The 25,385-nt window shown below is 57.7% G+C and carries 23 protein-coding genes; 13 read left to right on the top strand and 10 right to left on the bottom strand.

Translation table 11 applies throughout. The annotated features are described in order from the left end of the window. Positions 1–67 precede the first annotated feature (67 nt). Complete coding sequence (locus tag J0X19_RS18375; protein ID WP_206985875.1) at positions 68–2,683, bottom strand: YfhO family protein; 2,616 nt, start codon at positions 2,681–2,683, stop codon at positions 68–70. Positions 2,684–2,802: 119 nt separating this feature from the next. After that, positions 2,803–3,747, bottom strand: a complete 945-nt coding sequence (locus J0X19_RS18370) for an EamA family transporter (protein ID WP_206985874.1) — start codon at positions 3,745–3,747, stop codon at positions 2,803–2,805. Positions 3,748–3,887: 140 nt separating this feature from the next. Here J0X19_RS18370 and J0X19_RS18365 point away from each other — a divergent pair, with 140 nt between their 5' ends. From J0X19_RS18365 to J0X19_RS18355, 3 genes are all read left to right on the top strand, one after another. Next, positions 3,888–6,386, top strand: a complete 2,499-nt coding sequence (locus J0X19_RS18365) for a bifunctional UDP-N-acetylmuramoyl-tripeptide:D-alanyl-D-alanine ligase/alanine racemase (RefSeq protein WP_307788475.1) — start codon at positions 3,888–3,890, stop codon at positions 6,384–6,386. A 155-nt stretch (positions 6,387–6,541) separates the two neighbouring features. Next, complete coding sequence (locus tag J0X19_RS18360) at positions 6,542–7,939, top strand: alpha/beta hydrolase family protein (protein WP_206985873.1); 1,398 nt, start codon at positions 6,542–6,544, stop codon at positions 7,937–7,939. Positions 7,940–8,106: 167 nt separating this feature from the next. Next, the gene (locus tag J0X19_RS18355; protein ID WP_206985872.1) at positions 8,107–8,727 is read left to right on the top strand and encodes an OmpA family protein; all 621 of its coding nucleotides are present in this window, start codon (positions 8,107–8,109) and stop codon (positions 8,725–8,727) included. A gap of 172 nt (positions 8,728–8,899) precedes the next feature. Here the strand turns inward: J0X19_RS18355 and J0X19_RS18350 are convergent, their stop codons facing one another. Beyond that, entirely contained in the window at positions 8,900–9,745 is an 846-nt protein-coding gene (locus tag J0X19_RS18350) for a carboxypeptidase-like regulatory domain-containing protein (RefSeq protein WP_206985871.1), read from the bottom strand. A gap of 262 nt (positions 9,746–10,007) precedes the next feature. Between J0X19_RS18350 and J0X19_RS18345 the strand changes: the two genes are divergently transcribed. Both J0X19_RS18345 and feoB read left to right on the top strand, forming a co-directional pair. After that, positions 10,008–10,277: a FeoA family protein gene (locus tag J0X19_RS18345; RefSeq protein WP_317194792.1), complete on the top strand. Its 270-nt coding sequence runs from the start codon at positions 10,008–10,010 to the stop codon at positions 10,275–10,277. 6 nt (positions 10,278–10,283) lie between these two features. Further along, complete coding sequence (gene feoB, locus J0X19_RS18340) at positions 10,284–12,464, top strand: ferrous iron transport protein B (RefSeq protein ID WP_206985870.1); 2,181 nt, start codon at positions 10,284–10,286, stop codon at positions 12,462–12,464. A gap of 11 nt (positions 12,465–12,475) precedes the next feature. On the opposite strand, the gene J0X19_RS18335 is transcribed toward feoB, so the two are convergent. From J0X19_RS18335 to J0X19_RS18305, 7 genes are all read right to left on the bottom strand, one after another. After that, positions 12,476–13,186: an SAM-dependent methyltransferase gene (locus J0X19_RS18335; RefSeq protein WP_206985869.1), complete on the bottom strand. Its 711-nt coding sequence runs from the start codon at positions 13,184–13,186 to the stop codon at positions 12,476–12,478. Between the two features lie 141 nt (positions 13,187–13,327). Then, positions 13,328–14,104, bottom strand: a complete 777-nt coding sequence (locus J0X19_RS18330) for an alpha/beta fold hydrolase (protein WP_206985868.1) — start codon at positions 14,102–14,104, stop codon at positions 13,328–13,330. Positions 14,105–14,209: 105 nt separating this feature from the next. Further along, on the bottom strand, positions 14,210–14,809 hold the full coding sequence (locus tag J0X19_RS18325) for a hypothetical protein (protein WP_206985867.1): 600 nt from the start codon (positions 14,807–14,809) through the stop codon (positions 14,210–14,212). A 3-nt stretch (positions 14,810–14,812) separates the two neighbouring features. After that, complete coding sequence (gene selD / locus J0X19_RS18320; RefSeq protein WP_206985866.1) at positions 14,813–15,868, bottom strand: selenide, water dikinase SelD; 1,056 nt, start codon at positions 15,866–15,868, stop codon at positions 14,813–14,815. Positions 15,869–15,901: 33 nt separating this feature from the next. Further along, positions 15,902–16,291, bottom strand: coding sequence for a VOC family protein (locus J0X19_RS18315; RefSeq protein WP_206985865.1), 390 nt, complete (start codon positions 16,289–16,291; stop codon positions 15,902–15,904). Further along, on the bottom strand, positions 16,281–17,339 hold the full coding sequence (gene mnmH, locus J0X19_RS18310; RefSeq protein WP_206985864.1) for a tRNA 2-selenouridine(34) synthase MnmH: 1,059 nt from the start codon (positions 17,337–17,339) through the stop codon (positions 16,281–16,283). The genes J0X19_RS18315 and mnmH overlap by 11 nt, the downstream gene beginning before the upstream one ends. 100 nt (positions 17,340–17,439) lie before the next feature. After that, entirely contained in the window at positions 17,440–18,153 is a 714-nt protein-coding gene (locus tag J0X19_RS18305) for a pyridoxine 5'-phosphate synthase (RefSeq protein WP_206985863.1), read from the bottom strand. A gap of 183 nt (positions 18,154–18,336) precedes the next feature. Between J0X19_RS18305 and J0X19_RS18300 the strand changes: the two genes are divergently transcribed. From J0X19_RS18300 to J0X19_RS18265, 8 genes are all read left to right on the top strand, one after another. Continuing rightward, entirely contained in the window at positions 18,337–18,801 is a 465-nt protein-coding gene (locus J0X19_RS18300; RefSeq protein WP_206985862.1) for a GatB/YqeY domain-containing protein, read from the top strand. Positions 18,802–18,910: 109 nt separating this feature from the next. After that, the gene (locus J0X19_RS18295) at positions 18,911–19,432 is read left to right on the top strand and encodes a CvpA family protein (protein WP_206985861.1); all 522 of its coding nucleotides are present in this window, start codon (positions 18,911–18,913) and stop codon (positions 19,430–19,432) included. A gap of 76 nt (positions 19,433–19,508) precedes the next feature. Beyond that, a complete protein-coding gene (locus tag J0X19_RS18290; RefSeq protein WP_206985860.1) occupies positions 19,509–20,108 on the top strand; it encodes an anthranilate synthase component II in 600 nt (199 codons plus the stop codon). Positions 20,109–20,219: 111 nt separating this feature from the next. Further along, complete coding sequence (locus tag J0X19_RS18285) at positions 20,220–21,002, top strand: alpha/beta fold hydrolase (protein WP_206985859.1); 783 nt, start codon at positions 20,220–20,222, stop codon at positions 21,000–21,002. A gap of 278 nt (positions 21,003–21,280) precedes the next feature. Further along, positions 21,281–21,958, top strand: a complete 678-nt coding sequence (locus J0X19_RS18280; protein ID WP_242582937.1) for a CBS domain-containing protein — start codon at positions 21,281–21,283, stop codon at positions 21,956–21,958. A gap of 161 nt (positions 21,959–22,119) precedes the next feature. After that, a complete protein-coding gene (locus J0X19_RS18275) occupies positions 22,120–23,412 on the top strand; it encodes a POTRA domain-containing protein (protein ID WP_206985857.1) in 1,293 nt (430 codons plus the stop codon). A gap of 36 nt (positions 23,413–23,448) precedes the next feature. Next, positions 23,449–24,342, top strand: coding sequence for an NAD kinase (locus tag J0X19_RS18270; protein ID WP_206985856.1), 894 nt, complete (start codon positions 23,449–23,451; stop codon positions 24,340–24,342). A gap of 123 nt (positions 24,343–24,465) precedes the next feature. Next, complete coding sequence (locus tag J0X19_RS18265; RefSeq protein ID WP_206985855.1) at positions 24,466–25,377, top strand: DUF6089 family protein; 912 nt, start codon at positions 24,466–24,468, stop codon at positions 25,375–25,377. The last annotated feature ends 8 nt before the right edge of the window (positions 25,378–25,385 follow it).

Below are 25,385 nucleotides of genomic sequence, written 5' to 3'. Positions count from 1 at the left end.
CGCAGAAGGGGCGCAGAAGTCGCTGGACGTTCTGCGACTTCTGCGCCCCTTCTGCGTCCTCTGCGGGCTAAAAGGCACCTGCGCCTTCAGCCAAAGCTGGCTTCTGCCGTACGGCATATACCACGGCTCCCACCAGCGCCAGAATCAGCAACACCGACGAAACCAATGATACCGTGTTGCCAATGGCGTATTCGGTGGGCTCGAACTTAAACTCGATGGTATGGCTGCCGGCGGGTAGTGGCAGGGCACGGAGTACGTAGTTGGCCCGCACGTACGGCACCTTCTTGCCATCAACGTAAGCATTCCAGCCGTCGGCGTAGTAGATTTCCGAGAATACCACAAAGGCATCGGCGGTGGCGGTGGCGCGGTAGGTAAGGGCGTCGGGCTCGTACTTGGTCAGGACGATGGTGGAGCCGGGCGCGCTGTAGCTGGTTTTGCTGAGCGGGAATTTAGAGGCATCCACCACGGCCGTTGTAGCGGGGTTCAGGTTGGTTAGGGCGTTGATTTCCTGGTCAGGGTTCTGCACTTTCTGCACCTCGTTCACAAACCACGCGTTGCCGAGGGCACCGGGGTTGCGCTGTACCTGCTCGGGCGTGCCCTGCTGGCCTTCCTGCTGCGGACCTTGTGCTGGCTGAATGATGTAGCGCGTATTCAGCATGTTGAGCACCTGCAAGTTGTTACGCGAAATCTGCCGCTCAATCAGCTCTTGGTAGCGGCGCAGCTTGGCCCCGTGGTAGCCACCAATACTTTTGTGGAAGTAGGAAGTTTGAGCTTCGTTGAACGGGTTGGCCAGGTTCAGGACCCGGTAGCTCAAGTCTTTATCCTGCAAAATCTGCTGGTCGGCGGCTGATGGTACGAAGCCCTGGGCTACGGTTTCGGTCTGGAAGTTGTCGTCGTTAAGGTAGCGCTTGTCCACGCCCCACAAATCCACCAGCGTCAGTACGCCTACCAGCGCCGCCGCAGCCCCCGCCGACAGCTTGCGCTGCAAGTAGAACCACAACGTACCGGCGGCCAGCGCAATAAACACGATGGAGCGCAGCACATCCGAACGAAGCAACGAAGCGCGGTCCTGCCGGATGGCATCTAGCGGGAAGCCCTGTTGCTGAAGCTGGGCATCAATGGGCGCCGAGAAGTCAGCTCCGAGGCCAATCAGGAACGCCAGCACGCAGAGGCCGCCCGTAATGGCCAGCGCCAGCAACACCTTGCGCTTGAGGTCGGCAGTTTCGGGCGCATCGGCGGTTTTGGCGCTCAGGGCGGCCAGGCTGGGGTGCGTGCTGGCGCCAGCGGCGGCAGGGCCAGCTGCTCGGTTGCGCAATACGCGGCCCAACGCCAGCACCGCCAGCAGCGGCATAGCTAACTGCGCAATAACCAAGGCCATGCTCACCGCCCGAAACTTGTTGTAGCCGGGGAAGTAGTCGAACATCAAGTAGTTGAACGTCTCGAAGTTCTTACCCCAGGCCAGTATTATCGACAGCAGCGTGCCGGCCGCCAGCCAGGCGCGGGTACGCCGGTCGGCCACCAACAAACCCAGCACGAACAGGAAGCACACAATAGCGCCCACGTACACCGGGCCGCTGGTAATGGGCTGGTCGCCCCAATAGGTAGGCATGTGGGCCAGGTAGTCGGAGAGCTGCACGGGCGGAACGCCCAGGGCACTCAGGGCTTTGCCGGTGGCCGAGTTGTCGCTGAGCTTCATCTGCGAAGCCCCGCCGTAGAAGTTCGGAATCAGCAGCGTAATGGTTTCGCCGATGCCGTAGCTGTAGCTGAACGCATAGTCCCGGTCGAGGCCGGAGCCGCCGGTGCCATCGTCGCCGGCCGCAGCAGCGGGGGCGGGCTGGCCAGGGTCGGCGGGAGCAGGTGTTTTCAGTTCTGAGCGGCCCCGGATGCTGTATTTGCCGTACTCGGCGGTGGTGTAGAGGCGGCCAAAGCTCACGCCCACGGCCAGCAGTGCCGCCAGGCCCAGCAGCACCGAGCGGCCCATAAAGTCGGCCAGGCGCTTTTCGCGGAAGGCGAAAATCAATTCCACGATGCCAAACACCAGCACCAATAGCAGCAGGTAGTAAGTGATTTGCAAGTGGTTGGAGCGCACGTTCATGGCCAGCCCCAGCGCAAACAGCGCCGTGCCCAACCACCGGTTGCGCCGGAAGGCCACTATCAGCCCCGCCAGCACCAGCGGCGCGTAGGCCAGCGCGAGGCTCTTGGTGTTGTGCCCGGCCGCCAGAATTACAATGTTGTAGCTGGTAAAGCCCAGCGCTACCGCGCCTACGCCGCTAACCAGCGGCGTAAGGCCTAGCGCTACAAACAAGATGTAGCCGCAAAGCAGCGCCAGAAACAGGTTGGCTACCACCGCCGGCAAGCCCAGCGTGAACAGACTGTGCAGATACACGCTCAGGTCGCCGGGGAAGCGGGTGCTGATGAGGTAGGTCGGCATCCCCGAAAACATAGAGTTGGTCCAGAGCACTTCCTTACCGGCTGCCCGGGCCAGCTGCAACTCGTGGGCACCGCCGTTGAACTGCACAATGTCGTGCTGGCTCAGCGTTTTGCCCCCAAACACGATGGGCGAGAAGTACAGCACAGCCAGCACCAAAAAGAACAGCACGGCCAGCAGATGGGGCAAGGCCCGCCGCCACAGCGGCGCGGCAACCGGCGCGGCGGCCGTTGGGGCAGAGAAAACGGTAGACATCAGCAGGGAATAGGAATTCTAAAATCCGTTCGAAGGTAGCAAGGCCGGACCTCACCCCCTAGCCCCCTCTCCAAAAGACAGGAGGGATTAGTTCTAACTCTAGACTTCAAAAATCTAAGCTATGAATTAGAAACTAGTTCCCCCTCTCTTTTGGAGAGGGGGCTGGGGGGTGAGGTTTTCGTTGCGCGGAACTGCACGTTATACAGCACCACCGACAGCAAAATCACGCCGTAGGCTACGGCCTGCGTGAGCGTGGCGGCCTCACCGAAATACAGAAACGCCAGCGCAAAACTCACCACCGGATTCACGTACATCATGATGCCTACCGTACCCGAGGGCAGCGCATTGAGGGCGTACAGGTTCAGGAACAGCGGCAGCACCGTGAAGCCCACGCTCAGGATGGCGGTGTATCCCAACAGCTTGCCATCAGCAAACCCCACCAGCGGCTGCGCCCCCAACAACGGCGCCAGCGGCAGCACCACCGCCGCCGACAGCAGTAGCTGCACCGTAAGCAGCACCAGCCGGTCATAGCCTTGCAAGCGGCGTTGCGTGATAAGGTAGAGGGCGTAGGTGAAGGCCACCACCAAGCTCATCAGCAAAGTGCGCAACTCACCAACTCCCAGCAGCAGGCAGCTAAGCGCACTTAATGCAATGGCTGCCCATTGGTTGGGCCGCAGCTTTTCGCGCAACATAGCAAACCCCAGCAGTGCCGTGAGGATGGGGCAAATCAGGTAAGAAAACGAGCCAGCCTGCACGCTCACCTCATTGATTACATAAATGAACAGCAGCCAGTTGGAAGTCAGCAGCAGGCCGCCAACCACCGTGCTAATTGCCACATTGCGCCGCTCGGCGCGGCCTGCGGCCTGCCACTGCCGCGCCACCGCCCGCACCGCCGCGCGCCGGCCCAACCCATGAATCAGGAGCAGCAGTACCAAGGAAAGCAGGATGCGGAAAAACAGGATTTGGCCGCTGGCATAGCCGTGCAGTATCCGTAGCGGAATCGGGAAAAAGCCCCAGATAAGGAAAGCCGCCAAAGCAGCCAGGTGGTGACGAGAAAGTTTCAAACGGAATCGGAAATGAAAAACAAGCTGCAAAGGTACGGCAAAGCCAGTACCGGTTTAGGCGCCCTTAGCCAGGGTAGCGTAGGCCAGCCGCCCGCGCAACCCCAGCGGCATCCCACTCGGTTCCGTTTTACCTTTGCCGCATGATGCTCGACTTCACCGCCCTGCCCGCCCTCACCCACGGCACCCTGCTGCGCACTCCTCCCCGGCCCGCTCCTGTTCATCAGTTGCTGCTGGATAGCCGCCGCATTGGGCAGGCCACTGGCAGCGTATTCTTCGCGTTGCGTGGCCCTCAGCACAACGGCCATGTATATATGCCGGAACTGTACGCGCGAGGTGTGCGGCTGTTTGTAGTCGATAGGGCCGCAGAAATTCCGGGTGGCCTGCTGGCGTACCCCGAAGCGGGGATTCTGCTGGTAGATGATGCCTTGGATGCTCTCCAAACCGTAGCGGCCGCGCATCGGCGGCGGTTTCGGGTGCCGGTGCTGGGCGTGACGGGGTCCAACGGCAAAACCATCGTGAAGGAGTGGCTGGCGCAACTGCTGGCCCCCGACGAGCTGATTTGCAAGAGCCCCCGCTCCTACAACTCGCAGGTGGGCGTGCCGCTCAGCGTGTGGGAGCTGAACGCCACGCACACGCTGGGTATCTTCGAAGCCGGTATTTCGCAGCGCCACGAAATGGCCCGCTTAGCCCGCATTATGCAGCCCACGCTTGGCTTGTTCACCAACATTGGTACGGCGCATGATGCTGGCTTCACCAACCACCGCGAGAAAGTGGAAGAGAAAATGCAGCTGTTCCTCGATGTGGACACGCTATTCTACTGCCTCGACCACGAGCTGATTCATGCTGCTGCCCAGCAACATCTGCCCGAGCACCGCACCTTCACTTGGAGCCGCTTGCACCCGCACCTGGCGCACGTAGCCGTAACCGTGGCCGAATCGTCGGGCGACCGGATGGTGGCGCGCGTGAGTCTGGCCCGGCCGCTGCCCCAGGAGCACACGTTCACGCTGCCCTTCGCCGACGAGCCGTCCGTGGAAAACGCCCTGCACGCCTTAGCGGTGCTGCTGTGGCGGCAGGTGCCCGCCGCCGAAATCCAGCACCGCCTCGACCGGCTTCAGCCCGTAGCCATGCGCCTGGAAATGAAACAGGCCCTCAACGACTGCTACGTCCTCGACGACACCTACAACAACGACCTGGCTGGCCTCAATCTGGCCCTCGACGTATTGGCCCGCCAACCCCGCCGGGGCCGCCGCACCCTGATTCTGAGCGACGTGCTGGAATCAGGCCTGGCTGGCGCCGAGCTGTATGCCCGCGTAGCTGCGCAGCTGGCCACCCACGGCGTGGAGCGGCTGGTAGGGGTGGGGCTGGAAATCAAGCACCATCAGGCGCTTTTTCAGCAGGTGGAAGCCACGTTCTACAACACCACCGACGACTTTCTGCGCCAGTTTCGGCCCGATGCTTTTCACCAGGAAACCATTCTGGTGAAGGGCGCCCGGCGGTTCGGGTTCGAGCGGATTGTGACGGCTTTCCAGCGCCAGATTCACGGCACGGTGCTGGAAGTGGACCTGGAGGCGCTGGCGCAGAACCTGAATTTCTACCGCAGCCGTATTCAGCCGGGCACCAGGCTCATGGTGATGGTGAAGGCATTTGCCTACGGCAGCGGCTCCTATGAGGTAGCCAACCTGCTTGAGTTTCACCGCGCCGACTACCTCGCCGTAGCCTACACCGACGAAGGCGTGAGCCTCCGCCAGCACGGCATCAGCCTGCCCATCATGGTGATGAACCCCTCGCCCGATGCGTTTCAGGTGTTGCGCCAGTATCACTTGGAGCCCGAAATCTACTCGTTCGAGCGGCTGCACGACTACCTCACGGCCGCCCGCCAGCAGCCGCTGCCAGCCATTCACCTCAAGCTCGATACTGGCATGCGCCGCTTAGGCTTCTCGGAAACCGACCTGCCGGAGCTGTGTGCCCTGCTGCGCGATAATGCCGCGCACCTGCGCGTCGCCAGCGCCCTCACCCACCTAGCCGGCGCCGACGAAGAGCAGCACAACAGCTTCTCCGAGCAGCAGTTGGCCGCCTTCCAACGCATGACGCCCCAATTGGAAGAAGCACTGGGCTACTCCATCCTTAAACACGCCCTCAACTCGGCGGGCATCCTGCGCTTTCCGGAAGCCCATATGGATATGGTGCGCCTCGGTATTGGTTTGTATGGCGTGGAAGCTACCGGCCGCGAGCAAGATGCCCTACGGCCCGTTAGTACTCTGCGCACCACCATTTCGCAAGTGAAAACCCTGCCGCCCGGCGAAACGGTAGGCTACAGCCGCCGGGGCCAGGCCGTGGAATACGAGCGGCGCATTGCCACCCTCGCCATCGGCTACGCCGACGGCTACGACCGGCGCTTCGGCAATGGTGCGGGCGAGGTAGTAGTCCGGGGGCAGCGTGCGCCCATCATCGGCAATGTATGCATGGATATGTGCATGGTCGACGTCACGCATATCAGCGCCGCCCGGGCCGGCGACGTAGCCGAAATATTCGGCCCACAGCTGCCATTGCCTGAGTTGGCAAGCCGCATTGGCACTATTCCGTACGAGCTGCTAACCAACGTAAGTGAGCGGGTGAAGCGAGTGTTTTTCACTGAGTAATGCTGCGTCAAAGCAATTTCAAGGTGCCAGTTTAATATAACCCGACTAGATATACTTATATTGCGAGAAAGTGTGTGGCTGCGCTAAAGCATCTATACTCCGGTTTTTTCACTTGGCTAAGTTTATTTATTGCTATTTCTCTGTTGACAGCTAACATGAATAAGTTCGTTGGTGCGTGGGTGTCACGCCGCTGGTTGCTGGTGCTGTTGTTGTGGATGATGGGTGAATCAGCAGCTGTTGCCGCCCCCGCCATGGATGGTTTATGGAAAGGCCCGCTGAAAATGCCGGGTGGCGAGCTGGAAGTTATTTTCCGGCTGGTTAGCCTTACGGGCGGCTCGTACTTCGCCACGCTCGACGTGCCCATGCAGAAGGTCAGCCACATGGCCGTGCAAGTGGAAGTGCGCGGCGACACCGTGGTGTTTGCCGCCGAAGAAGCTGGCAGCCGCTTTATTGGCCAATTGGCCCCCGATGGTAAAAAGCTGACCGGGCAATGGCGGCAACCCGGTTTGGAAGCCGCCTTAACGCTCACCTTTGCGCCGGCCGCCGTCAACACCGCCCCCAAAGCCCGCCTAACGCCCCCCTACCGCGAAGAAGAAGTAACCTATACCAACGTGCCGGTGAACCTGCGGCTGGGTGGCATGCTCACGGTACCCGCCGGACCGGGCCCGTTTCCGGCCGTGGTGCTGGCTTCCGATGCTGGTGGCCAAGACCGGGACGCTACCATCGGCGACTACCGCCTAATGGGAATTCTAGCCGACCACCTCACCCGCCGCGGCATTGCCGTACTGCGCTTCGATGACCGGGGCGTGGGTGCTTCGGCCGGGGATTTCGCCACCGCCACCACCGCCGAACTGGTGGGTGATGTGCAGGCCGGCTTGAACTTCCTGCGCACCCGCTCCGAAATAGACGTGACGCGCATCGGCGTGGTAGGGCACGGCGAAGGCGGTAACGTGGCTTTGCTGGCGGCGGCGCAGCCGTTGCCGCCGGCTTTCGTGGTTTCGCTCGCCGCGTTTGGGCAATCGGGAAGTGCGGCTATCCTACAGCAGCAGAAGGCCTTACTTCGCGGAATTGGGGTGCAAGAGCAGGATATTAACATCTTTATTAAGCAGCAACAGGCGTTGCAGACCGTGGTAACGCAGAACCCAGACTCTAAAAAGGCACAGGCAATTTTGGTGAAAATGATGCGGCAATACGATGCCAGCCTGGACACTATTACGGCCCAAAACCGTGCTGCCGAACTCACTTCAGCACGCTACCGAAGCCAGCTAGCATTCAATCCTGCTGTCAGGATGGACCAAGTGAAATGCCCCGTACTGCTGCTCGGCGGCACCGCCGATGCTTCCGTGGCCGCCGAGCCTAACCTCAACGGTTTAGTTAAAGCGCTGCACGGCAACTCCGATGTAACCAGCAAGAAACTGCCCGGAGTCAACCACTTGTTTCAGGCCGACCCAGGTGAGTGGGCCGTGGTGAACGGGCAGCCGCACGAAACCTTTTCGCCGGCTGCATTAGAGCTAATCAGGAGTTGGATTGCCGAGCACACCAAAACCAAGTAATTCTGCTCCAAATCTGCTTTCGAGCCGCTAGCTGTACTGTTCAGCTAGCGGCTCGATTTGTTATGTGCGCCGCCCTCAACCTCGCCACTGAGAAACCAACTTCCCTTTTGAGGCTGCGTAAGTGCGTCTGAATCTTCCCTTTCCCAATCATTAGTTCCTTATACCCCATGAACAAGCCCCTGCTTTCTGTTTTAGCCCTGACCGCCTTGCTGTCAACTGCTTGTAGTGACCTGAAAAAGCCCGAAGCCAAAGACGAACCTCAGGAAGCCACGTCCGATACGGCAGTTGTATACCGCAAAGACAGTACCGTAGCCGATGCTGCAGCGGATGCCGCCAATTCCGTAGACGCCGCCTGGGACATGACCAAAGCCAAGCTGGCTGACGCCAAGTACGAGGAAATTGATTTGCCGGAAATTTCAGTGCGCGACGACGATAAGTACAGCGTGTACGGCTTGGAAGAAACCGTGCTTTTCGATACCGATAAGGCCGAAATCAAGCCGACAGCTACGCGGGCTTTGTCGGAAATCGGAGGTTCCATTGGGCGCCGCTACGGCAAAAGCCAGGTGCGCGTAATGGGCTTTGCCGATTCGCGCGGCGACAAGAGCTACAATAAAGAGCTAAGCGCTAAGCGGGCCGAAGCCGTGAAAAACTGGCTCACCAGCAATGCCAGCATTGGAGCCAACCGCATTAGCCTCGAGCCCATGGGCGAAACGGCTCCCGTAGCAACCAACGCCACGCCAGAAGGCCGCCAGCAAAACCGCCGCGTCGAAATTGCGGTGATTAAGTAATCCACCGATTCCCGATGTGCTAGGTGGCTGTCGTGCTTCGGCTTTGCCTAGCTACTCAACATAAAGTAGAAAAGGGGCTCCACACGGAGCCCCTTTTCTACTTTATAACAGTATTGGATTATGTCTTGTAGTTGAATAGCACATCAGCACATAACCAAATCAGCACATTGTCTTAATCCTTAATCTGGTCTACTTCGGCTTTAATCATGGCGTTGTAGCGCTGGCCGTTGCTAGCCAAAGTGAGCAGGCTCCAGCCTTTGCCCATGGTGTAGCTCCACGTGCGGCTTTCCTTGAATTCGAAGGTTGGGCGCATGATCTGGCCGTAGGGGGTGTAAGTGTCCATGAAGTTGGTGGTGTAGAACTTATCACCGCTCACAATCCACTCCATGGCCACGAAAAAGCCTTCCGATGGTGCCTCAATGTTGTAAGGCGTCAGGTCGATGGTGTACCACTCACCACCCTTCGGGGCCGATACCACTACGTTTTCGGTGAGAATGTCGGTGTTGGGCGAGTTGTAGTTGCCATCGGGCTTGTAGAGGCGCACCCGGAACGGCTCGCGCGGGAAGCCGTGCTCTCCAATATAAAACGACACGGAGCGCACGTTGCCGAGCTTCTTGTTCTTGTCGTTCTTCACGAAGAAGGCATACTGGCTGCCGGGCATCCCCTGAATCATCCCTTCACCCGGTGTAGTCGACTTCGAGCCCAGCGACAGGTCTTTCACTTTGCCGCCTTTCACCGTAACGTTGCCCAGCTCAATTACGCGCTTTGGCACCTCTACAATGAGGTCGGCGAGGTTGGCATTGCCGCGCTTCACTAGCACCGCTACGCGTTTGTAACCCAAAGCCAGCACCACCAGGGAGTCTTGGGCATTTTTGGTTGGCATGGCCATTTGGAAAAAGCCATATTCATTGGTCAGAGCGCCAGTCTGTTCTTCTTTCAAACCAATAGAGGCGAAAGGAATGGGCTCTTTCGTCTTCTGATCGACGATGCGACCGGACAGACGATTCTCTTGGGCCATGCTAAGCGCTGGGAGTAGCAAGAGAAAAGTGACGAAAGCAAGTACGCGTTGGATCATATTGTGTATGCTATAGTTATATCCCAAAAGTAAAATGATAACGCCGATTTTCGGCACGTTTTCTTTAAATATTTATAAAAATGCAATTCCTGAAAGGAATATTTATAAGGCACTTAGCACTGGACTTGCCGGGCCGGGGCACTTTGGTCGAAACCTAAATGGGTTGTACCTTTGTTTAAAGGAAGTCTAAATAAACCCTGCTGCCGTGTCCGTTCGTCCCACCTCTGCCAAAGCCATTGCCGCTCCCCGAAGCGTGAAAGATCTGCATTTAGGCGAGACGGGTACGATTTGCTGTTTGAAGGATCCGGAAATGGCCCTCAAACTGTTGGAAATGGGGTGTATCCCCGGTACGCAGGTGCGGCTGAATAGCCGGGCGCCCCTGGGGTGTCCGATTACCTTAGTGGTGGGTGAGGCCGCAGATTACACTTTGTCGCTGCGAGTGAGTGAAGCAGCAACCATTATGCTGAAGGAGTAGCCGCGCATGCGTGATGCCGGAATTCGTACCGTCCCTGCCAGGGCCGCTGCTTCGGCGGCGGCTTTGGAAACTGCCGCTTTGCAGGCCGCACCGCGCGGCCTGACGCGCATTGCGCTGATTGGCAACCCCAATTCCGGGAAAACTTCGCTGTTCAACCAGCTTACGGGCCTCAACCAGAAAGTCGGGAACTTCCCTGGCGTGACGGTAGACCGCAAAACCGGGATTAGCCAGCTAACAGCGCAGCACCGGGCCGAAATCATCGATTTGCCGGGTACGTATTCGCTCTACCCCAAAAGCCTGGATGAAAAGGTAATCACCGACCTGCTCTACGATAAGACGTCGGGGCAGTATCCGGATTTTGTGGTGGTAACGGCCGATGCCAGCAACCTGCGCCGCAACCTGCTGCTGTTCACGCAGCTTGCTGACTTGGGCCTGCCGCTGGTATTGGCCCTGAACATGATGGACGTGGCCGCCCAGCACGGCATCAACATCGACTTAGAGGCGTTGCAGGAGGAACTGGGGGTGCCGGTTATTCCCATGAACGCCCGCAAAGGCATTGGAGTAGCGGCGCTGAAAATCGTTATGGCCCAGCAGCTCGACGCGGCTACCACTACGTTTTATGAGCCTGACGAAGCGCTGGTACCGATGTTGCGGCAGATTCGCTACTACTTCAACCTGCACAACGACTATCTGGCGCTGCATTACGCGCATCAGTTTCGCCATATCAGCTTCCTGACTGCCGACAACCGAGCGTATATAGCGGAGCTAGTAACCAAGTATAACTTCGAGGCCACGCCGCGGCAGGCCCAGGAAACCATCGACCGGTACGCCCGCATCAACGAGCTGCTGCTGAACGTGGTATCCGTTACGCGGACCGAGAAAGCCGAGCCCTACAGCAACCGCCTCGACCGGGTGCTCACGCACAAAGTGTGGGGCTACCTGATTTTTCTGGCGGTGCTGTTCTTGCTGTTTCAGGCGGTATTCTCGTGGGCCAGCTACCCGATGGAGCTAATTGATACGGGCGTGGCCTGGATTAACGGCCTGATTCAAAGCAACTTCAATGGACCGCTCATTAGCCTGCTCACCGAAGGCGTGCTGGCGGGTTTGGGCGGTGTGCTCATCTTTATTCCGCAGATTGCCTTGCTGTTTGCCTTCATTGCGGTGCTCGAGGAAACTGGCTATATGGCCCGCGTAACGTTCATGATGGACCGCATCATGCGCAAGTTCGGGCTGAACGGGAAGAGCGTGGTGCCCTTGATTTCGGGTATGGCCTGCGCCGTGCCGGCTATTATGAGCGCGCGCACCATCGAGAACCGCAAGGACCGGATGATTACCATCTTCGTGACGCCGCTGATGAGCTGCTCGGCCCGGATTCCGGTGTATACGGTGCTCATTGGGCTGGTAGTGCCCGACCAACCAGTGCTGGGCATCTTCAACCTGCGCGGGGTGGCGCTGATGGGCCTCTACTTGCTGGGTTTTGTATCGGCGGTGGGGTCGGCGTGGGTGCTGAAGCTGTTCATGAAGACCAAAGAGCGGAGCTACTTCATCATGGAGTTTCCGGTGTACCGCTGGCCGCGCTGGAAAAACGTGGTACTCACCATTGTGGAGAAGGTGAAAGCCTTCGTATTTCAGGCGGGTAAAGTCATTATTGCTATATCGGTGATACTGTGGGTACTGGCTTCCTATGGGCCGGGCAACTCGCTGGAACAAGCTGAACAGCGGGTGCGCGCCAATACCGCACAGCTAAACGAAACGGAAGTGGAAACGCGGGTGGCCTCAGAAAAGCTGGAAACCTCCTACGCCGGCCGTTTTGGGCACCTGATTGAGCCTGCTATTCGGCCGCTGGGCTTCGACTGGAAAATCGGCATCTCGCTGCTTACCTCGTTTGCGGCCCGGGAGGTGTTTGTGGGCACGATGAGCACTATCTACAGCGTGGGCCAGGATGCCAACGAGCTAACCGTACAGCAAAAACTAGCTGCTGAGAAGGGCCCAGACGGGCAACCGTTCTTCACGCCCGCCCGCGCCGGCTCGTTGCTGGTATTCTACGTGTTTGCCATGCAATGCATGAGCACCCTGGCCACCACCTACCGCGAAACCAAAGGCTGGACCTGGCCGCTGCTTCAACTGGTGTACATGACCGGCTTGGCGTATCTGGCTTCGCTGCTGGTGTACCAAGTGTTGAGCTAAGCGGCTAAGCGCTATTTCCCAATCAGGAAAACCGCCGGCTGCTTGTGAATCTCTGGCAAACCGGTTTTTTTCCAGCCCGCTATGGTATCGGTGCGGATGTACTCATTAGCAGCCGTGAGGCTAGCGACAATGCAGAGCCGGGTAGCAGAATGCAGTTGACTTAGCAAGTCCTCCAGCATCTGCATGTTGCGGTAGGGCGTCTCGATGAAAAGCTGGGTTTGATGCTGCGCCAACGCCAGCTTTTCCAGCTGCTTAATGGCCGCGGCCCGGCGGCTCCGCTCAATGGGCAGGTAGCCGTGAAATGTGAAGCTTTGCCCGTTCATGCCCGAGGCCATTAAGGCCAGTAACAAGCTGCTTGGGCCTACCAGCGGCACCACTTTTATGCCCAGAGTATGGGCCGCCCGTGCCAGCTCGGCGCCGGGGTCGGCAATGCCAGGGCAGCCCGCTTCCGATAGTACGCCTGCATCCTGGCCCGCCAGCACCGGTTTTAGCGCGGCCTGAATTTGGGCTTCGGTGCTGTCTTTATCGATGACACTGATGCGTAACTCCTCAATTACCTGGGCCGGGGCCACACTTTTGATGAAGCGCCGGGCCGTACGGGCATTTTCCACCAGAAAGCAAGACAACGCCGCTACCTGCGCACCTATTTGTGGCGGTAGCACCTGCGGGGCCGTATCGTCGGCGAGGATGGTAGGAATCAGGTAGAGGACGCCGGGCTTCACTGAGGTAAAATAGTTACAGTTACTAAAAGACTATTTAATTGAGTGTTGTCATTCCGACGCAGGAGGAATCTGGATAAAATCGTTCAACGATAATACCCAGATTCCTCCTGCGTCGGAATAACAGAAAGACCGAGTTGGGTGCTAGCTTTTGGCAAAAGCATCAACCAGCCCAAATACTTCGTCTGGCTTTTCGGCATGCACCCAGTGGCCGGCATCCACTATCGTTTCCACTTGGGAGTTGGGAAACAGGGCCGGGATACCGTACAGCTTATCCTCAGCGTTGATGTAATCCGACTGCCCGCCGCGGATGAACAGAGCGGGCTTCAGAAACGGCTCGGGGCTGCTGATTTCCTCTCCGATTTCAGCGATATGCTGGGTGAGAGCCGCCAGGTTCTGCCGCCAGGCAAACGAGTTGTCATCGAGGCGGTACAAGTTTTTCAGCAGAAACTGCCGCACGCCGGGCTGGCGGATGTGCTGGGCCAGTGCCTCATCGGCTTGCTGGCGGCTTTCGAGAGTGGTGAGGTCCACGGCGTTCAAACCAGCCAGAATATTGTCCTGGTGCGCCATATCGGACAAGCGGGGAGCAATGTCCACCACGATGAGGCGGGCCAGTCGGTCGGGGTGGTCGAGGGCGAAGCGCATGGCCACTTTACCGCCCATGCTGTGGCCCATGAGCGTGGTGTCGGGGCCAAGTTGCAGGCTCTCAAACAAGGCCAGCACGTCGTTGCTCATGAGCTCGTACGTGTGCTCGGGCGTTTGGAAAGAACGGCCGTGGTTGCGCAAATCCGCGCTGATAACGCGGTGGCCGGTATCGGCCCAGCGGCGCGCTAAGGTCTGCCAGTTGTCGAGGGTGCCGAAAAGACCGTGCAGAATAACCAGAGGGGCTCCCTGGCCCATTTCGCGGTGGTGTAGCAGCATAAGTGAAAGCGGAAAGAGCGGGCAAAGGTCGGAAGTATTTAGTACTACGTAAGCAGAGGCTACTGTTCCTGCCAGCTACTCACTCTACTAACTACCCGGTACCAACTACCTCTGTATGGTGCAGAAAAGCTGGTTTCGGTGCTCCAGATGCGTATTGCGCAGGAAGTCAGCTAGTCCGGTTAGTTTCAGCAACAAGCAGGTGATGGTGATGCTGCGGCCATTGCGCAGTTGGAGCTGCACGTACTCGTAATTGCTCCAGAACGCGCGCCGGGACGAACAGCGGACGTACAGCACCCGCTGAATATCGGCGCGGCTGAAAGGCAGGCGCTGGCCGTTCTCGTATACTTCCAGCAAGTTCTGTTTGGGCTCGAATACCACCTCGGTGGCGTGGTTGTGCAGGTAATACTGCGCGTGCAGCAGCAAAGCGGGCAGCGCAAAACCTATTACTACCGCCGAAAACAAAAGCAGCAAAATCAATTCGTAGGTAGATAACTCCCCGGCAAAGAAAAACGACGCCAGAAAAGGCAAGCCCACACTCAAACACAGCAACGGCCAAAACAGCAGTGCCACCTGCCGTTGAAACGTAATCTGGTATGCCCGCCGCCGCTTACCAAACAAGCCGGTAATCAGCCGCAGCCCCACAATGAGAGCTACAATGACGGCACCAACCTCCAGCAGCGGCCGTAACAGAGAAACCGTTTTCACAACCTAGCGAACCTGAATCCAGGCTTCGCCGGGCTGATGGGCGCGCAGCGTGCCAAATGGCTGCAACGCTAGCCCGTACTGCTCGAACACCGCCTGCACCTCGGCCCGGCCGGCCGGCTCCACGCACACCAATAGTCCCCCGGAAGTTTGCGGGTCGCAGAGCCAAGCGCGCTGCTCATCGGTGATGGTGCCTATTTTGTGGCCGTAGGAATCCCAGTTGCGCACCGTACCGCCCGGAATGGCTTTTTGGGCACGGTATAGCTCGGCTTCCGGAATCAGGGGTACGGCACTGAACTTTACTTCGGCAGTAAGGTTGCTGCCTTCGCACACTTCGGAGAGGTGACCCAGCAGTCCAAAACCCGTTACGTCGGTCATGGCGCGCACGGCGGTTAGCTGGCCCAAGTCGAAGCCGATGCGGTTGAGCTGCATCATGCTTTGCGGGGCAATTTGCTCGTCCTCGGGGCGCAAGATGCCGCGCTTTTGGGCAGTAGTCAGCATGCCTACGCCAAGCGGCTTGGTTAAGTACAGCTCGCAGCCGGCGGTAGCAGTGTCGTTTTGCTTGAGATTCTTGATATCGAGCATGCCCGTTACGGCTAAGCCGAAAATCGGCTCGGGCGAGTCGATGCTGTGGCCACCAGCCAGCGGAATGCCGGCTTCGGCGCAGATGCTACGGCTGCCTTCAATTACGCGGCGGGCCACTTCGGGCGCTAGCTTGTCAATGGGCCAGCCTAGCACGGCAATAGCCATAACGGGCCGGCCGCCCATAGCATACACGTCGGAAATGGCGTTGGCGGAGGCAATGCGCCCGAAGTCGTAGGCATCATCTACGATGGGCATGAAAAAGTCGGTGGTGCTGATGAGCGCCTGCCCGTTGCCTATGTCGTACACGGCGGCATCGTCGCGCGAGGAGTTGCCGACTAGCAGCTTGTCGTCGTGGGGCTGTGGGATGCTGGTGTGTAGAATCTGGTCGAGCACCTTGGGCGCAATTTTGCAGCCGCAGCCCGCGCCGTGGCTGTATTGCGTGAGGCGAACTTGGTCGGTGGTTTCGGGAGAGGTCATCAGATAGGAAATAAGATGCGAAAATTAGGCTGGCTACAGTTCCCAGGCGGTTTGTTGCAACACCACCCGGTAGCCGTCGGGGTCTTCGAACGTAACGCCCAATTGGTCCCAATACGGATTGTACGACGCAACCGGCGCAAAGCCCGCGGCCCGCAGCCGTTGTACTGCCGCCTGCCATTCAGCTGCATCCGGAAGGTAAAAAACCAGCAGGTTATCGGCAGTCGGCGCGCGGCCTACTTCGTGGCCGGGTTGGTGCGTAAACTCCAGGTGATACGGCGCGTTGGGGTGGCCGAGCATTACACCATCGAAGCCGTTATGTGCTACAAACGACGCGAGTTCCACCAGGCCCAGGCCGTCGCGGTAGAAGCGTAGCACTGCCGCCAGCTGGTCGGTGGGGCGGGCTACGCGCAGCTTAGGCACCATGAGTGGCAGTGGAAGAGGATGATTTGGAAAACAGGTTGGCCTGACGAGCGGCGCGCAGTACCAAATTGGCATTCACGGCGGCGTCGCAGGTGTCGGAGGGCACCCGGAGGGCATGGCGCCCTTCGAGGCCGTGGCTGTAGGTTTTGTCGTAGTAGTCGAGCACGAGGCTCACCATCTTCTCCATGTCGTCTTCGGCAATAGCGGCTAGGGCCTCCTTGGTAGCCAGGCCGCCCAGCCGCTTCCGAATCCGCAGGATGGACGTGGCCAGCGCGCCGGCGTCTTCGCGGCCGTATTCGGCGGCCAGCTTGCGCACCCGCACTTCCCGCGGTATTTCCAGCACTACCAGCGGCGCCGTACTCATCTGCTCGAACAGCGGCGTGGGAATATGAATGCCGCCAATGGTACGACTCTCATCTTCCACCCACACGGGGTTACGCACCGGCAACTGCCCCAGCGCTGCCGCCAAGTTGTTCTCGAACTGCTCCTGGGTAGGCTGAGGCGGCAACCCGATGCTGCCGAAGGCCGACCCCTTATGGTGCGCTAGTCCTTCCAGGTCCAGCAGCGGCTCCTGGCGCCGAGCCAGCTCGTGCAGCACATCGGTTTTGCCGGAACCCGTAAGGCCCCCCAGTACCAGCAGCGGCCGGGGCTCGGCAAACTGCGCCAGCGCCCAGTGCCGGTAGTCTTTGTAGCCTTTGTTGAGCAAGTGCACTTTGAAACCGGCCAGTTCCAGCAGCCACTGCACCGTGCCGCTGCGCATACCGCCGCGCCAGCAGTGCAGGCGCACTTCCTTGCCAGGGGCCAGCTTGCCGGCTGCGCGCACCATCTCGCTCATCTTCGGCCCAAACAAATCCAGCCCTAGCAGCACGGCTTTATCCTGGCTGACTTGCTTGTAGGTGGTACCGATGCGCGCCCGCTCCTCATCCGTAAACAGCGGCAAGCTCAACGCTCCCGGAATGTGGCCCTGCGCGTACTCAATGGGCGCGCGCACATCCAGAATAGGCGCGTTTTCGGGGCCTTGCAGAAACTCAGGGAGGGAGAGGCGCGGCATTTAGTGGTTTGTGAAATTGTGAGGGGTGAAGTTGTGATAGTTGGAATCTTGAGAAGTAGAACGGTGATTCACAATTTCACTCCTCACAATTTCACCAATTTTATTGCAGCTGCCGGCGATAAAGCTGAATGGTGTTTTCCAGGCCCAGATACAGCGCGTCGCACACCAACGCATGCCCAATGCTGACTTCGGCCAAGCCCGGTAGGTTTTGGTGCAGATACGCTAGGTTCTCCAGGTCGAGGTCATGGCCGGCGTTGATGCCAAGGCCGAGCTGCTGGGCCAGAATAGCGGCGGTGCGGTAAGGTAAAACGGCCGCCTCTCGGTCGTGCGGATACTGGCGGGCATAGGCTTCGGTGTAGAACTCAATCCGGTCGGTGCCGGTGCCTACGGCGGCCTTCACCATCTCCAAATCAGGGTCGAGGAAAATACTAACCCGGCAACCCAACGACTTCAGCTCCTGTACCACCCCCATCAGATACAGCTGGTGCTCCACGGTATCCCAGCCGGCATTGGAGGTAATGGCGTCCGGGGCGTCGGGCACCAGCGTTACTTGCTCGGGCCGCATCTCGCGCACCAGGTTCAGGAAATCGGGCGTGGGGTTACCTTCGATATTTAGCTCCGTTGTGACCAGGGGTTTCAGGTCGCGCACATCCTGGTAGCGGATGTGGCGCTCATCGGGCCGGGGATGCACCGTAATGCCCTGGGCGCCAAACCGCTCACAGTCGCGCGCTACTTGCAGCAAGTCGGGGCGGTTGTGGCCCCGGGCGTTCCGCAGGGTGGCTATTTTATTTATGTTTACGCTAAGCTTAGTCATGTTTCAATGAAATACGGCGAACCGAAAAGTATGGGCGGGCAGATAGCCAAAGATACGGTTCAAACTGCCTGCCTCCCTTCCGGGTTTCACTGAGGCCAGCGCAGCCAACCGTGCTGGTTTGCCACAATCCGGTTGGCTTGTACAAAAACCCGTAATCTTGCAGCTTCATTTCCTCCCCGACTTATGGCCCTGAAAGAAACCATCGACGCCGACATCAAAAAGGCCATGCTGGCCAAAGACAAAACCCGCCTGACCACGCTGCGCAGCATCAAGTCGCAGATTCTGCTGGCTGAAACGGCTGAAGGTCAGCACGGTGCGGCTCTCACCGAAGATGCCGAGGTGAAGCTGCTGACCAAGCAAGCCAAGCAGCGCCGCGAAGCGGCCGAAACCTACAACAAGCAGTTCCGCTCCGACCTCGAAGAAGTGGAGCTGGCCGAGCTGGCCATTATCGAAGAATATCTGCCCAAGCAGCTCGACGAAGCCGATTTGGTAGCACACTTGGTCGGCATCATCCAGCGCGTAGGTGCCACCGGCCCTTCCGACTTAGGCAAAGTAATGGGTGTAGCCGCCCGCGAGCTAGCCGGCAAAGCCGATGGCCGCCTGATTTCGCAAGTGGTCAGCAATCTGCTCAACAACACCAATGTTTAATTAAGAATCTAGGAGCCAGAAGTTAGAAGTTAGAAGCAAGAATGGGTACGGCCTGACTAGCTTTGCTTTCAACTTCTGCCTCTTGGCTTCTAGTTTCCAGCTCCTTCCTGTGTCCGCCTTCGATATTCTGTTGCTGATTCCGTTGGGTATTGGAGCCGTGAAAGGTTTCCGGCGGGGGCTGGTGCTGGAAGCGGCCTCGTTGCTGGCGTTTGTGCTGGGCGTAGTGGGTGGGCTGGCGCTGCTTAGTGATGCTATTCCGTTGGTGCGGCACTACGTGGGCGAGGCCTTTGGGCTGCTGCCGCTGGTGGCGTTCCTGCTGGTGTTTGTGGCCATTGCCTGGGGCGTACACCTGCTGGGCGGCTTCGTGAAAAAAGCCGTTCACCTCACCCCCCTCGGTGTGCTCGACAACCTGGGTGGCGCGGCGGCCGGCGTGCTCAAATGGGTGCTCGGCCTCAGCTTATTACTGCATGGCATCAGCTTATCGGGGCTGCACCTGATTTCGCCTACGCTGCTAGCCAGTTCCCAGGTGTTGCCCTTCGTGCGGGAGGCCACCCCCTTAGCGCTAAGTGTCGTCGGGTTTGTAATGCCCTTTGCTAGCACCTTGCTGGCCAAGCTGCGGAACGTTTTTTAAAGAGTAATTGGAGCAGCTAAGTAAGGGAGTGACGTTATTCCCTTACTCAGCTACTCCCTTACTCGGTTACTCTTCCATGCGTCTACTCCTGCTCGACAACTTCGACTCCTTTACCTATAATCTGCTGGACTATTTCCGGCAGTTAGGGTGCGAGGTAGAAGTCGTGCGCAATGATGTGCCAGTGGCCTTACTTGAAACCCTGGAGTTTGATGCTTTGGTGTTGTCGCCGGGGCCTGGCACGCCGGCGGCGGCTGGTAATCTGCTGGCGGTTATAGCCGCTTGGCATCAGCGGGTGCCCATCCTGGGGGTGTGCCTGGGGCACCAGGCCTTAGGCGAATTTTTTGGCGCTACCGTTACCCGTGCCGCCCGCCCCATGCACGGCAAGGTTTCGGAAATGAGCGTGACACCTGCCGAGCCATTATTCCAAGAGCTGCCGCCGCAACTGACCATCACGCGGTACCACTCGTTGGTGGTAAGCAACTTGCCTGCAACGCTCCGCGCCATAGCCCACACCACCGACGATGCCCGCGAAATCATGGCCCTGCGCCATACTACGCTGCCGTTGTGGGGCGTTCAGTTCCACCCTGAGGCGCTACTCACCACCCACGGGCTGGCTATGCTGCGCAATTGGGTTCGGCATTGTATACTTGTAGAAGGCGGGCTCATCAAAAAATAAAGGCCCACTGCTCTAACACAAGTCAGAAAAAGCCGGTTTTTCCGATAACCAGTTAGCTAACAGCAGTAGTAAGGCCCGCTACTCACTACGTACATCTTACTACGCAAGAAGATGGAATTGCATATTCAAGAAAAAGGAGATTTTCAATACGTTGACGAAGGCAGCGGCCCGGCGCTGTTGCTGCTGCACGGCCTGTTTGGTGCCCTCAGCAATTGGGAAGACGTAGTTAGCCACTTCCGCACCGATTACCGCGTTATCATTCCGTTACTGCCCATCTACGACATGCCGCTCACGCAGGCTGGCGTGCCGGGGCTGGTGAAATACGTGGAAGGATTTGTGGCCGCCATCAACCTGACCGAGCCCTGCACGGTACTTGGCAACTCGTTGGGCGGGCATGTGGGCCTGGAGTACACGCTGCGCAACCCCACCCGCGTAAGCCGGCTGGTGCTTACGGGCAGCAGCGGCTTGTTCGAGGATAGCATGGGTGGCTCGTTTCCGAAGCGCGGCAACTACTCCTACGTGCAGGAAAAAGTGGCGTACACCTTCTACGACCCTGCCGTGGCTACCAAAGAGCTGGTTGACGAGGTGTTCAACGTCACGAATTCCAATGCCAAGTGCTTGCGCATTATAGCCATTGCCCGCTCGGCGCAACGCCACAACCTCGGCAAGGAACTCGGGCGGATTCATGTGCCCACGTTGCTGGTATGGGGCCTCAACGACACTATTACCCCGCCGGTAGTAGCCCACGAGTTCAACAACCTGATTAAGAACTCCGAGTTGCGCTTCCTCGACCATTGCTGCCATGCTCCCATGATGGAACGCCCGCATGAGTTCAACGTGCTGCTCCGGCAGTTTTTGCGCCGTACGGAGCCATTGGCAGTAACGGCCTACTAAATTCAGGAAAGGGCAGTTGCGTTGCCCGGCAATTCGGTACTTTCAACGCAAGCAACCTTGTCTGCCAAACGAGGCTCTCTTAGTTGCTTGTTGCTGGGCTTCGGCTACCTGAAAACTTTTTCCCTAGTCTCCGACTTCTTACGTTTCGAATTTTCTGCTCGCTTCGTATCTACTAATGGCATACCGTATCGGTGGGTCTGGTTTCCTTGCTATTTTGGTCTGAATAGGCGGCTCAGTCGTCATCTTCTCTACTTTCTCCGTTCCCGCCGATGCACTCAATGCTTGCTGAAGACTTGCTCAACCAAATGATTCCGCCCCTGAAGGTGTCGGATACCGTGGGGAAAGCGGCCAAATGGCTGGAAGAATTCCATGTGAGCCAGCTGCCCGTACTCGACAACCGCGCCTACAAAGGCCTGGTTACGGATGCTGACTTGCTGGATTTCGAGGAAGCTCAGAACAGCAATCAGCTGCTAAGCGACCTGCCGTTGGGCTTCACGGAGGCGCATGTGCTGAACAGCCAGCATTTCTACAGCATTATGGAAGTTGCCATCCAGAATAAAATTCAACTGGTACCCGTGCTCGACGCGCAGCATGAATACGTGGGCGTTGTGACGGTAAGTGACACGCTAGCCGCATTCGGGCAGCCGCCCATTGCTATTGGGCAGGGGGCGGTTATCGTTATGTCGATGGAAGAGCGCGACTACTCGCTGTCGGCCATCAGCCGCTACATAGAAGAAAACAACGCCAAAATTCTGAGTGCCCACGTGGCGCAGGATGAGCACGACCCGTATCGTATCCGGCTGACGCTAAAGGTGAATACGCCCACGCTCACCCGTATTGTGGCCACGCTCGAGCGGTTTGGTTACGTCATTACGGCGCAGTTTAACGGGGTAGGGGAGCTAGGCGAAAACGAGCAGGAGCGCTACGATGCCTTGCTGCGTTATCTAAGCTTGTAAGCCGAGCCAGGGTGCGCATACGGGTTTTCTTAGTCTGGCTAACGCTCTGCTGCGCTGCCAGTGCGGTTCAGGCCGCCTCACTCTCAGGCAGTGCCCCTCCTGATTCGGTAGCGCAAGCTTTGCTGGCCTGTCCGGGCTATAGCAGCTTACGCGTTGCAACAGTGCTTTTCGTTGGGAACGACAAGACGAAAGAGCAGATATTACGGGCTGAACTGGATTTCCGGGAAGGCGACACGCTCAGTACCGTTAAGCTAGCCCGCCGTATAGAGGCAAACCGCCGCCGGATCTTCAATTTGCAGCTTTTCCACCAGGTATTGGCGGAGGTGGTGTGCCGCAACGGCGACCTAACCGTTCTGTTTAGCGTGCAGGAGCGGTGGTACACCTTTCCAGTGCCCATCCTCTCCATTGCCGACCGGAACTTTCGTGCCTGGGCCGACCGGTCCGACAAGTGGCGGCGAGTGGACTACGGCTTGCATCTGACGCGCAAAAACTTTCGGGGCCGCAACGAAGAACTGCGTGGCAACCTGCAACTAGGTTTCAACCGCAAATACGAGCTGTTCTACGAAGCGCCTGGTTACGGGCGGCGTCGTCGGGTGGGCGTAGGTTTCGGGGTTTCCTACTACAAAGCCCGCGCCCTCGATTATGCTACCGTAGCGGACCGTTTAGCTACTTTCCGGCCGCAAAATGGCTTCCCAATTGAGCGGCGCTACCTCACGGCGGGGCTGCGCTGGCGCCGGACGGTGCGCCTGCTTACCGCCTTTGACGTGAGCTACCATCGGGAGTTGATTTCTGATTCCGTTAATTTGCTCAACCCCGATTACTACCTGGGGCGCAATACCCGCGAATACCTGGATTTTAGTTTGTTTGGCGTTCTAAACCAACGCAACACCTTCGCCTATCCACTGACAGGCCGCTTCGCTCAGGCTCAGGTGGTATACCGGCGTTTCCTGACCACCGGCGCCCCCCCGCAGGTTCTGCTAAAGGCCCGCTATGCACATTACGTCCCGCTCGGTGGCAACTTCTACTATAGTGCCGCAATGCAGGGGCAATTGCATTTCAGCCGGCGCCTAGCCTACGCCGATAACCGGGCCCTAGGCTACGATGCCCTGGTACGCGGCTACGACCCCTACGTCGTTGACGGACGCCACTATGCTTTGGTGCAGCAGGGTGTTTCATATCGTCTCTTTGATGCAGGCCGGTTACAGCTTCAGGAAATCAACAATCCCAAAATCAACAGTATCCCGCTGGTGCTGTACTTGAATACCTTTACCGACGCCGGTTACGTAAGCACCCCTTCGGTTGTGGCTGGTAATCGTTTGCCCGAACGTCTGTTAGCCTCCGTTGGTGTTGGTTTACACTTGGTTACCTACTACGACCGGGTATTTACGCTGGAATACACGCGCAATTTGCGGGGCCAAGGCGGATTTTTCCTGCGCTCCGAATTTCCCATCTGACTTGCTGCCTGCTGCTTGGCAGGTTAACGTTCTGTTATGAAAATTGCCATTTTAGGAAAACCCTTCGACGACGCCAGTCTTCCTTTCGTGCAGGCTCTGTTAGATGACTTAGCTATTCGCAAAACCACTATTCTGATTGCCACTTCGTTCCACGAATACTTGGTGCAGCGCCTCACGTTACCGGAAGGCATCAGCACCTTTAAGCGGGGCGACTCCTTGCGCGGGGTGCAGTTCGTGCTCAGCATCGGCGGCGACGGTACGCTGCTCGACACCGTTACGTACGTAGGGGCCCTCGAAATTCCCATTCTCGGTATTCATACCGGGCGTCTGGGCTTCCTGGCCACCGTCACCCCCGACCGAATTGCACAAGCCATGGATGCCTTGTTCAAAGGCCACTTCGTGCTGGAAGAACGGAGCTTGATCAGGGTGGAAACTGACCCGGAAGTTTTCGACGGCATCAATTTCGGCCTCAACGAATTCAGTATTCTGAAGCGCGACACCTCTTCCATGATTGTAGTGCACACCTACATTGATGGCGAGTACCTCAATTCCTATTGGGCCGACGGGCTTGTGGTGGCAACTCCAACTGGCTCTACTGGCTACTCCCTTAGCTGTGGTGGGCCAGTAATGCTGCCGCAGACAAACAATTTTATCATTGCGCCCGTATGTCCCCACAATCTCAACGTTCGCCCCATCATTGTCTCTGATCAAAGCGTAATTTCCTTTGAGATAGAGGGAAGAAGCAACCAGTTTCTATTGTCGCTTGACTCACGTTCTGTGCCTGTCGATGCTGGAGTACAGATTGCCGTTCGTCGAGAGAGTTTCGCTGTTCGCTTAGTAAAATTCAATCACGTAAATTTCCTGAGTACCTTGCGCAGTAAGCTCAATTGGGGATTGGATCGGCGTAATCCGGCTGGAATTCCAGTATAGCAGATATACTTTTTCTGCTATTTGTTTTTTTAGTTCCCGACATCCTCTACTTTTGTTGCTGACTGTTACTGTGTTCGTTCTGTAAAGTCAACTCCTTTCGCTATTTCTCAAATCCTGCTCATTATGAAGCAATTTTTCACCTACGCTCTCACGCCGCTATTGGCCCTAGGGTTGTTGGCCCCTGCGGCGAATGCTCAGCAATTCACCAAGCGGAAGCAGTACAATTCAGTTGGCGTAACGCTAACGGCTATGAACTATTTCGGTGACATCACTCCTAAGCCCAGTATTCCTAGCTTGCGCTTTGGTGCCACTCGCCCCAACCTCGGTGTAACTATTACGCACCGCTTTACGCCTATCATTTCCGGCCGCGCGGGTTTAAGCTACGGCCGTATCACAGGCAGCGACAATAAAGCAGCTGATCAGAATGATGCAGACGCTAAATACCGCTATAACCGCAACATGAACTTCCGCAATGATATTGCTGAATTGTCGTTTGTGGGTATTGTAGACTTGATTCCTAACCGGAACAACTATATTAAGCGTCCTGATTTTGTTCCTTATGTGTTTGGTGGTGTAGCAGGCTACGCTGGCAATCCAAAGGGTGAGGTTACGGATGATAATTCTGTGGGCCTAAGCAAAGGAAGCTTTGTTGCACTTCAGCCCTTGAAAACAGAGGGGAAATCATACAACAAAGCAGGTATCGCCATACCATTCGGTGTTGGTGCCCGTTATAAGCTCAATAAGAGTTTCGATTTAGGCTTTGAGATTGGTTTCCGTAAAACGTTTAATGACTACCTTGACGACGTAAGCACCAACTATGTAGCTAGCAGAGCTTCTCTTACTTCTGGTGCCGCTCAGTATTTCGGTTGGGACATTACGGGCGGTGGCACCGCTGGGGTGCCCGGTACTTGGGAAGAAACAAACCAAGCTGGCTACAAGCGTGGCGAAAGCAAAGACGACGACTGGTACGTACAGGCCGGTTTCACACTTAACTATATCTTAGCGCCTCGCGTTAAGAGCCCCAAATTCCGCTAGCCAGTTTC

It is taken from the genome of Hymenobacter telluris, assembly GCF_017313265.1.
Taxonomy (GTDB): Bacteria; Bacteroidota; Bacteroidia; order Cytophagales; family Hymenobacteraceae; genus Hymenobacter; species Hymenobacter telluris.
This window is presented reverse-complemented; position numbering and strand designations above follow the sequence as displayed.

Excerpts from the sequence above, each read along its gene's own strand:
- J0X19_RS18270 (WP_206985856.1), top strand. The coding sequence starts at position 23,449 with ATGAAAATTGCCATTTTAGGAAAACCCTTCGACGACGCCAGTCTTCCT.
- J0X19_RS18305 (WP_206985863.1), bottom strand. The coding sequence starts at position 18,153 with ATGACTAAGCTTAGCGTAAACATAAATAAAATAGCCACCCTGCGGAAC.
- feoB (WP_206985870.1), top strand. The coding sequence starts at position 10,284 with ATGCGTGATGCCGGAATTCGTACCGTCCCTGCCAGGGCCGCTGCTTCG.
- J0X19_RS18290 (WP_206985860.1), top strand. The coding sequence starts at position 19,509 with ATGCGTCTACTCCTGCTCGACAACTTCGACTCCTTTACCTATAATCTG.
- J0X19_RS18280 (WP_242582937.1), top strand. The coding sequence starts at position 21,281 with ATGCTTGCTGAAGACTTGCTCAACCAAATGATTCCGCCCCTGAAGGTG.
- J0X19_RS18375 (WP_206985875.1), bottom strand. The coding sequence starts at position 2,683 with ATGTCTACCGTTTTCTCTGCCCCAACGGCCGCCGCGCCGGTTGCCGCG.
- J0X19_RS18285 (WP_206985859.1), top strand. The coding sequence starts at position 20,220 with ATGGAATTGCATATTCAAGAAAAAGGAGATTTTCAATACGTTGACGAA.
- J0X19_RS18330 (WP_206985868.1), bottom strand. The coding sequence starts at position 14,104 with ATGCTGCTACACCACCGCGAAATGGGCCAGGGAGCCCCTCTGGTTATT.
- J0X19_RS18315 (WP_206985865.1), bottom strand. The coding sequence starts at position 16,291 with ATGGTGCCTAAGCTGCGCGTAGCCCGCCCCACCGACCAGCTGGCGGCA.
- mnmH (WP_206985864.1), bottom strand. The coding sequence starts at position 17,339 with ATGCCGCGCCTCTCCCTCCCTGAGTTTCTGCAAGGCCCCGAAAACGCG.
- J0X19_RS18365 (WP_307788475.1), top strand. The coding sequence starts at position 3,888 with ATGATGCTCGACTTCACCGCCCTGCCCGCCCTCACCCACGGCACCCTG.
- J0X19_RS18360 (WP_206985873.1), top strand. The coding sequence starts at position 6,542 with ATGAATAAGTTCGTTGGTGCGTGGGTGTCACGCCGCTGGTTGCTGGTG.
- J0X19_RS18300 (WP_206985862.1), top strand. The coding sequence starts at position 18,337 with ATGGCCCTGAAAGAAACCATCGACGCCGACATCAAAAAGGCCATGCTG.
- selD (WP_206985866.1), bottom strand. The coding sequence starts at position 15,868 with ATGACCTCTCCCGAAACCACCGACCAAGTTCGCCTCACGCAATACAGC.
- J0X19_RS18350 (WP_206985871.1), bottom strand. The coding sequence starts at position 9,745 with ATGGCCCAAGAGAATCGTCTGTCCGGTCGCATCGTCGATCAGAAGACG.
- J0X19_RS18355 (WP_206985872.1), top strand. The coding sequence starts at position 8,107 with ATGAACAAGCCCCTGCTTTCTGTTTTAGCCCTGACCGCCTTGCTGTCA.
- J0X19_RS18265 (WP_206985855.1), top strand. The coding sequence starts at position 24,466 with ATGAAGCAATTTTTCACCTACGCTCTCACGCCGCTATTGGCCCTAGGG.